Genomic DNA, 6977 nt, shown 5'->3' with positions numbered 1-6977 from the left:
TTCCAGCGGGCCACAGCGAACTCCTCATCCGCCTCATCATGAAAGCACTTAATGTAACTTTATATAACGTATACATAACAAATTTAACAACTTCCTTTTATTAAATGTAATATAAAATTACATAAATATTGATATTGACAAAAAAAAGAAGGTAGTATAAAGACACCACCACCATTTTGCGTCATATAATATAACGTATAAGAAGGAGGGAGCGGCCGGATGAATATTGCGCTGATTGCTCATGATCTGAAAAAGAAGAGCTGATCCATCTGACTGTCGCCTACCGCGATGTGTTTGCCCGGCATACGCTGTTCGCGACCGGAACGACGGGATCGAGAATTATGAAGGCCACGAACCTGAACGTATGTTGTCTGAAGTCCGGACCTTTCGGCGGGGATCAGGAAATCGGCGCCCTCGTCGCGCAGAACGAAATCGACGCTGTCTTTTCATCCGCGATCCGCTCGCCGCGCTGGCGCACGGCTCCGACGTGACGGCGCTGCTGCGCTTGTGCGACGTGCAATGCATTCCGGTCGCCACGAACATCGCCTCGGCGGAATTGCTCGTCAAGGCCATCCAGCGTCAGGAACTCGGCTGGCGGGACGTCGTGCACCGGTACCGGAACGACAGACGCAACGGAACGGAAGGATGACGCTGCCGCTTTGGTTCGCGATCCGTGGTTTCCTTGTCTTGGCGTCTCGTTTTGTGTCCTTTCGCGAGACAGAGATGATATACTGGTCCATAGAACGATGCGCGGCGTTGTTGTACCGGAGCGCCGCGCAGCCGACAGCTGCCACGGAAGGATGAGGAATATGCGGAAGATGATATGCATGCACGGCCTGACGCCGGAACAAGAGGATAAAATCAGGGCGGCCGCTCCCGGCTGGTCGATCCTGTTCGGAAGACCGTCCGAGCTTGACGCCGAATCGTTTCGCGACGCGGAAGTCGTCTGCGGCTGGTGTCCTGCGGTGGAAACGGAAGGTTTGCGCCCCGATTCGAAGCTGCGGTGGGTGCAGACGTGGTCGGCCGGCGTCGACAAGCTGCCGCTGGACGCGCTGGCGGCCAAAGGGGTCATTCTGACCGATGCGAGCGGCATCCATCCGATCCAGATGACCGAGACGGCTTTTGCGATGATGCTCGCTTTCGCCCGGAACGTGCATACCGCCATTCGCAATCAGGCGAAAGGCGTATGGGACAGCTCGGGGACGTTCGGCGAATTGTACGGGCAAACGATCGGCATTGTCGGAGCGGGAGCGATCGGCGGACGGCTGGCCCGGATCGCCAAAGCGTTCGGCATGCGCACGCTCGGCGTCCGCCGCTCGGGCAGGCCGGACGCAGACTTCGACGCGATGACCGATCTAACCGGACTGCACGATGTACTTTCCGCAAGCGACTACGTCGTCAACGCGCTGCCGCTGACCGCCGAAACGCGCGGGCTGTTCGGCCCGGACGCCTTCCGCAGCATGAAGCGTACGGCCCGCTTCCTCAATATCGGGCGCGGTGCCACCGTCGATACGGACGCGCTCGTCGAGGCGCTGCGGGACGGGACGATCGCCGGCGCCGGCCTCGACGTCACCGACCCCGAACCGCTGCCGGCCGACCATCCGCTATGGAAGATGGACAATGTCATCATAACGCCGCATACGTCCGGCCTGACGAACCGTTACAAGGAGCGGATAACCGAGCTGTTCGTATTCAATTTGCAAACGTATTTGCGGGAAGGACGGCCGGCGCGCAACATCGTCGATTACGAGCGGCGCTACTAGTCGGGCCTAGGATCGACCCGCTATTCGCTCGCGCTGCCCCCGCCGGGCGCATGACTGCGAACCTCCAGATCCTTATTCGCTCGCGCCATTCGCACCGCATGGCAAACGATACGGGAAGCGGAACGCCGGGCCGAGGGGTGCGGCCGCTTCGGTCAGTGCCCGGGGATGCGCGGCCGCTTCGGTCAGCGCCGGCCGAACGTCAGGTCCAGGTGCCAGCCCGCTGTGCCGCCGGGCTCGACCGTGCCCGCGGTTCCCCCTTCCGCTGCCCGGTCCAGCCGGTCATAAAAGATGATGGGCTGCTCGCCTACGGCGTACCGCGGCATTCCGAAGGGATGATGAGGGCAAGACCTGGGAAAATAAGGAAGACAGGAGGAGGAGCGCATGCGCAGGGACATTCGGCTGTGGACATGGAGAGGCGAGCCGTTCGAATATTCCGTTGTCGGGGAAGGCAAGCCGGTGCTGATGATGCACGGGGGCCATTCCAATTGCCGCGAGGAATTCGGCTACCGCGAGCTAATAGCGGCAGGCTACCGGCTTATTACGCCGTCGCGTCCGGGATACGGGCGCTCGTCCAAAGCGATCGGGCGCACGCTTGACGAGGCTTGCGAAGCCTATGCCGGTCTGCTCGACCATCTCGGCGCTGACGCCGTGCACGTCATCGCCTTCTCTGCCGGAGGGCCGAGCGGCATTCGCTTCGCCGGACTTTATCCGGAGCGCGTCCGCGGCCTCGTCCTGCTAAGCGCGGTAACCGGCCAATGGCTGACGCCGGACCATCGGGAATACAAGATGGCGAGAATCCTGTTCGGGCCATGGCTCGAACGTTACACCTGGCTGGCGCTGCGGCTCGCCAGCAATATATGGCCGCGCTTCGGATTCCGGCTCATCGCGCGGAACATCAGCCTGCTTCCGCCGAAGGAGATCGAGCGCCGGATGGGGCCGCTCGATATCGAAGCGGTACGCCGGATGAACAATCGCCAGCGGTCGGGCAGCGGATTCGCCCTCGACCTGAAGCAGGCGGGGCAGCTGCGGAAGGCCGATCTGGAAGCGGTGCGGGCTCCCGCGCTTATCGTGCACAGCCCGTGGGACATGTCGGTCGGCATCCGGAATGCCCGGTACGCCTGCGAGCATATTCCGCATGCCGAATTCGCGGAAGCGGACGCCTGGGGGCACCTGATCTGGCTTGGCCGGGGAGGCGGCGCCGTCGACCGGGCATGCGTCGACTTTCTCCGCCGGCACGATGGAACGGCTCCGTTCAGACCCGCGGAAACGGGGAATGCTGGCGGCTTTCCCAAAGCTCCCGCCGGACGGTCCGGTACTCCTGCGCCGAAACGCCCTCCAGTTCCCGAAACACGCGGTTGAATTGCTTGACGCTGTCGAAGCCGACCTTTGCGGCGATCTCGTAAATTTTATCGTCTGTCCGGACAAGCAGCTCCTTCGCCTTGCCGATGCGGACTTTTTTCAAATAAACGACAAAGCTCTCGCCGGTGTATTCCTTGAACGCCTGGCTGAAATACGTATAGCTTAGCGAGACATGGTTCGAGACCGTAGCCATATTCAGATCCCGATCGTAATGGTCGTGAATATATTCGACCGCCCTGCGAAGCTCCTGATGCTCGCCGTAAACCGAACGCAGCCCGCGAATGTAATCGTTCAGCCGCAGCAGCAAATCTTCGACGCAGCGGTGATAATCCCGAATCGTCTCGAATCGGCACAAGTCTCCCGCCTGCTTGTACATCCGGATAATTTCGACCGATTCCTCCCCGTACCGGTTGAATGCCTGATCGAACACATGCTCGTTCAGCGCCGCGCTGATCCGTTCGGTCAGGGCGATGTCGTACCGCGCCAGCCGGTTCGCGTCGAGCAGCTCGGCAAGCAGCGCCTTCATTTCGCTGTCGCGGTCGGTGCCCAGCATATTCGCCAGCTTGCGAATCGCCTCGACGGGCACGACGTAGTCGCGGCCTTGTTCCTTCACGCTGTCGTACCGGATTACCCGCCCCGCCGCTCCGGACAGCAGCAACCGATATTTCAGCGCGCGGGAAGCCTGCTGGAAACCGCGCTTCAATTCCCCGATCCGGCGAAGTCCGGCGCTGAAGCCGATGCAGCTGCGATCGTGCCGCTCCGCCGCAAGATACGCCATCAGCACGTCCGGCAATGCCGCGTCGTTCGTCACGAAGACGAGCTGTCCGTCCTTGTCCTCCGCCGCGACGGCCCGGGTTCTCGCGGATGCCGCAGCGCCGTCGCCGCTTTCCTTGACGGCCGCGGCCAAGCAGCGGCGCGCCGCCGCCAGACAGCGCTCTCCTGCCGGGCAGCGCAGGATGCCGACATAATAGAGCGGCTCGAACGCGCTTAAGCCGATATCGGCACAGCGGCGCTCCACTTCTTCCTCCCCGATGTCCGGATGAAGCCATATATAATTGAGCTGCGCCGCCAGCAGCTCGTCCCGGGCCCGGTCGAGCGCGTTCAGCCGGCCCGCCACTTCCCGCTGCCGGTCCAGCTCGCTGCCGGCCCGCTCCAGCGCCTTGAACAGCTCTTCGCGCACGATCGGCTTGAGCAAATATTCTTTGACGCCGTAACGGATCGCTTCCTTCGCGTATTGAAAATCGTCGTAGCCGCTCAGAATCAGCACCTCGGGAGCGGAGGCGTACGAACGGATTTCGCGGATCAGCGCGAGGCCGTCCATTCCCGGCATGCGAATATCGGTTATGACCAGATCGATCGTCCGGCTCCGCATATGAACGAGCGCCTCTTCCCCGTCGGACGCGAAGCAGAAGTCGTAGCGTCCGGGTTGTTCCCGCTCGATCATCGCCTTCAGTCCGAATCGGATATTCGGTTCGTCATCCACGATCAGCAAAGTCCGCATCACTATAGCTCGCCTCCCGAGTCGATATGTGGAACGCTCATGCAGATGCGCGTATACTCCCCTTCTTTGCTTTCGGCCCGCAAACCGTACGCTTTGCCGTAAAACAGCTTCATGCGCTGATTGACGTTGCGCAGACCGATGCCGCCGCGCGCGGGACGATCGGCTCGTTGCCCGCAGTACGCGGAACGCTCCGGATCGTCCTCCGCGAACATCCGGTTGAGCGCCTCGACCTTCTGCTCCGGCATGCCGGCGCCGTCATCGGTCAGTTCGATGATCATCGCGTCTCCTTCCGTTCTCGCCCGCAGCGTTACCGTCAGATCGCGTTTCCGGGACGGCGCGGCGCCGTGCTGAACCGCATTTTCGATAATCGGCTGCAGCGACATTTTCAAAAGCTGGCGGTCCAGATACATATCCGGTATCTCATTGACGATGACGATTTTTCCGCAAAGCGAATGTTCATAATGGCCGCGTAATTGGCGATATGATTCAGCTCGTCTCGCAGCGGCACATATTCGCTCCTCCACTGCAAATTGTAGCGCATCATGCCGCCGAGCGAAGTCAGCGCGTCGGAGATGGCCGGCTGATTTTCGATTTCGGCCAGCATCTTGATGTTTTCCAGCGTATTGTACAGAAAATGGGAATCGATCTGATTTTTCAGCGATTTCAGCTCCGCTTCCTTCGTTGCGGCGTTTTTCGTGACGGCTTCGGCGATCAGCTCGTTGATTTTTTCAGCATTTTGCGGAAATGATGGGCAAGCTCCCCCACCTCTCCCCCGCCTTTAATCGAAAGATCGAAGTTGAAATCGCCCTGTCTGACCTTTTTCATCGATTCGGTCAGCACGCGCAATTTTTTCAAAATGTAGGAGAGCAAAAATAAGTTGCGGCCGACAAGACGGCGAACAGGCCAAGAATGACCGCCAGCATGCCGTTTCGGGTCTGGTTGACGGCGGCAAGTGCGTTTTCCAGCGACGCGACGCGCATCAGATAGGCGCCGATCCGTTCGTTGTACACATACGCGCACAGAAACGGCCGGTTGCCGGCCGTAAACGTAACGCTGTGCACGCCCGGCTCCCGGCTTTCGAGCCGGCTCGCCAGTTGCTGCGTCGAAAGCCCTGTCCGGTTCAGAAACGGGCTCGAAGCGTCATAATAAAACCGGCCGTCTCCGTCCACGACGAACATTTGCGACTGCCCGTCATGCGCGTCCCGGAACGTGTTCGGAAAAAATTGGCAAGCAGCATGTCGATCTGCATAATGCCGACGTCCCGGCCGATCGGGTATTCGATTTCGCGCAGCAGCGAAATTTTCGGCCGGTTCACTTTTTCGGCGTCCACGTTGCGCAGTATCGGATCGCGGTCCTGCCGGTCGAACGTCCACAGTTCCTTGCCGTTTCGCTCCCGCACCTTCTCATACCACGGCTCGCCGCGGATCCGCGACGCCTGAATGAACACCGGCCATATTTCGATGACGAACGGGCTTTCCGCATAGAGCCGGATATGCTCGACGTTCGGATTGTTGTACTGGAGCCGGAGCAGATTGGCTACGGCGTTCCGGTTAAAATCGATCAATTCGCTTGTGTTCGGTTCGCTCGTCTGCTCCAGATAGTACAAAATATCTTTGTCGGAGACGGCCAGCTGCGCCGCCCGTTCCATCGTTTCGATGCTGCGGGCGATATTGACCGTTTCAAATTCGAGCGCGGTTATATTCGTTTTCCGCACGTCTTCCAAATACTTGTGCGACAGCTGGTTGAACACCGGAACGGATATGAGCACGCCAGGCAGCAAAATGATCAAAATATAAATGATGAACAACCGCTTCTGCAGCGACAGCTGGCCGATTCGGACGAGCCAGCGTTCTAAGGCGGAGCCGGGTCGTCTGAACATATCGCGCATCACATCCTTTGACTTTGACGAAGAAAGCCGAAAACCCAAACGAATTTGGGTTTTCGGGGACGGACGGCCATCCGGCGGTCCGAACGGCTTATTTCAAAAACTCTTCGAGCCGTTTTACATTTTCCTCGTATTTTTGCTGCTGATAAGCGCGCACCTTCTCATAGCCCGCTTCTTCGCGCTTTTTCAAAAATTCGTCGAACAGCTTGTCGAATTCCTCGTCCGTTTTGGCGAGCAGCAGCTTCGGCAGCGTTTTCCCCCATAGCTGTCCGATCTTCGTATTGGCGATGCCCTCTTCGGAATTGCCGGTCGGATTGATCTGATCGAATTGGGAAAAGCTTTTCGTTTTGCCTTTGGTCCAATCCTCAAGCTGCTTGGCGGGCTCGACGCTCGGCGGCGCCCACTGCAAATTCATGTTCGTATCCATCAGCATCCAGAAGGTGTATGACGCCACTAGCGTTGCATCAAA

General features: G+C 59.3%; 8 protein-coding genes and 2 pseudogenes. 3 read left to right on the top strand and 7 right to left on the bottom strand.

Annotated elements, in window-relative coordinates; genetic code table 11:
* The first annotated feature begins 219 nt into the window (after positions 1–219).
* From PACILC2_RS19195 to PACILC2_RS19185, 3 genes and pseudogenes are all read left to right on the top strand, one after another.
* Positions 220–649 (top strand): annotated as a pseudogene (locus tag PACILC2_RS19195) (methylglyoxal synthase).
* A 160-nt stretch (positions 650–809) separates the two neighbouring features.
* On the top strand, positions 810–1763 hold the full coding sequence (locus tag PACILC2_RS19190; protein WP_213530174.1) for a D-2-hydroxyacid dehydrogenase: 954 nt from the start codon (positions 810–812) through the stop codon (positions 1761–1763).
* Positions 1764–2144: 381 nt separating this feature from the next.
* Positions 2145–3122, top strand: a complete 978-nt coding sequence (locus PACILC2_RS19185; RefSeq protein WP_213530172.1) for an alpha/beta fold hydrolase — start codon at positions 2145–2147, stop codon at positions 3120–3122.
* Here the strand turns inward: PACILC2_RS19185 and PACILC2_RS19180 are convergent.
* The 7 genes and pseudogenes from PACILC2_RS19180 to PACILC2_RS19170 all read right to left on the bottom strand — a co-directional run.
* Complete coding sequence (locus PACILC2_RS19180; protein ID WP_213530176.1) at positions 3016–4623, bottom strand: response regulator; 1608 nt, start codon at positions 4621–4623, stop codon at positions 3016–3018. The two genes, PACILC2_RS19185 and PACILC2_RS19180, sit on opposite strands and share 107 nt — an antisense overlap.
* A 2-nt stretch (positions 4624–4625) precedes the next feature.
* Entirely contained in the window at positions 4626–5033 is a 408-nt protein-coding gene (locus PACILC2_RS27275; protein WP_244863646.1) for a sensor histidine kinase, read from the bottom strand.
* On the bottom strand, positions 5009–5242 hold the full coding sequence (locus tag PACILC2_RS27270) for a histidine kinase (RefSeq protein ID WP_244863647.1): 234 nt from the start codon (positions 5240–5242) through the stop codon (positions 5009–5011). Before PACILC2_RS27270 ends, PACILC2_RS27275 begins: the two co-directional genes overlap by 25 nt.
* Positions 5243–5334: 92 nt before the next feature.
* Positions 5335–5448, bottom strand: coding sequence for a HAMP domain-containing protein (locus PACILC2_RS27265; RefSeq protein WP_244863645.1), 114 nt, complete (start codon positions 5446–5448; stop codon positions 5335–5337).
* Positions 5449–5474: 26 nt separating this feature from the next.
* The gene (locus tag PACILC2_RS27260; RefSeq protein ID WP_244863644.1) at positions 5475–5801 is read right to left on the bottom strand and encodes a hypothetical protein; all 327 of its coding nucleotides are present in this window, start codon (positions 5799–5801) and stop codon (positions 5475–5477) included.
* The gene (locus PACILC2_RS27255) at positions 5744–6502 is read right to left on the bottom strand and encodes a cache domain-containing protein (protein WP_244863643.1); all 759 of its coding nucleotides are present in this window, start codon (positions 6500–6502) and stop codon (positions 5744–5746) included. Before PACILC2_RS27255 ends, PACILC2_RS27260 begins: the two co-directional genes overlap by 58 nt.
* A gap of 97 nt (positions 6503–6599) precedes the next feature.
* Positions 6600–6977, bottom strand: a pseudogene (locus PACILC2_RS19170) (extracellular solute-binding protein); the annotation flags it as partial.

It is taken from the genome of Paenibacillus cisolokensis (genome assembly GCF_018403665.1).
In the GTDB taxonomy this organism is placed as follows: domain Bacteria; phylum Bacillota; class Bacilli; order Paenibacillales; family Paenibacillaceae; genus Paenibacillus_AH; species Paenibacillus_AH cisolokensis.
The sequence above is the reverse complement of the archived record's forward strand: the minus strand, read 5'-3'. Positions and strand labels throughout refer to the sequence as shown.

What these genes read in the sequence shown, in the direction of transcription:
- PACILC2_RS27265 (WP_244863645.1), bottom strand. Translation starts at nt 5,448, where the DNA reads ATGAAAAAGGTCAGACAGGGCGATTTCAACTTCGATCTTTCGATTAAA.
- PACILC2_RS27275 (WP_244863646.1), bottom strand. Translation starts at nt 5,033, where the DNA reads ATGTATCTGGACCGCCAGCTTTTGAAAATGTCGCTGCAGCCGATTATC.
- PACILC2_RS19180 (WP_213530176.1), bottom strand. Translation starts at nt 4,623, where the DNA reads ATGCGGACTTTGCTGATCGTGGATGACGAACCGAATATCCGATTCGGA.
- PACILC2_RS27255 (WP_244863643.1), bottom strand. Translation starts at nt 6,502, where the DNA reads ATGTTCAGACGACCCGGCTCCGCCTTAGAACGCTGGCTCGTCCGAATC.
- PACILC2_RS19190 (WP_213530174.1), top strand. Translation starts at nt 810, where the DNA reads ATGCGGAAGATGATATGCATGCACGGCCTGACGCCGGAACAAGAGGAT.
- PACILC2_RS19185 (WP_213530172.1), top strand. Translation starts at nt 2,145, where the DNA reads ATGCGCAGGGACATTCGGCTGTGGACATGGAGAGGCGAGCCGTTCGAA.
- PACILC2_RS27260 (WP_244863644.1), bottom strand. Translation starts at nt 5,801, where the DNA reads ATGTTCGTCGTGGACGGAGACGGCCGGTTTTATTATGACGCTTCGAGC.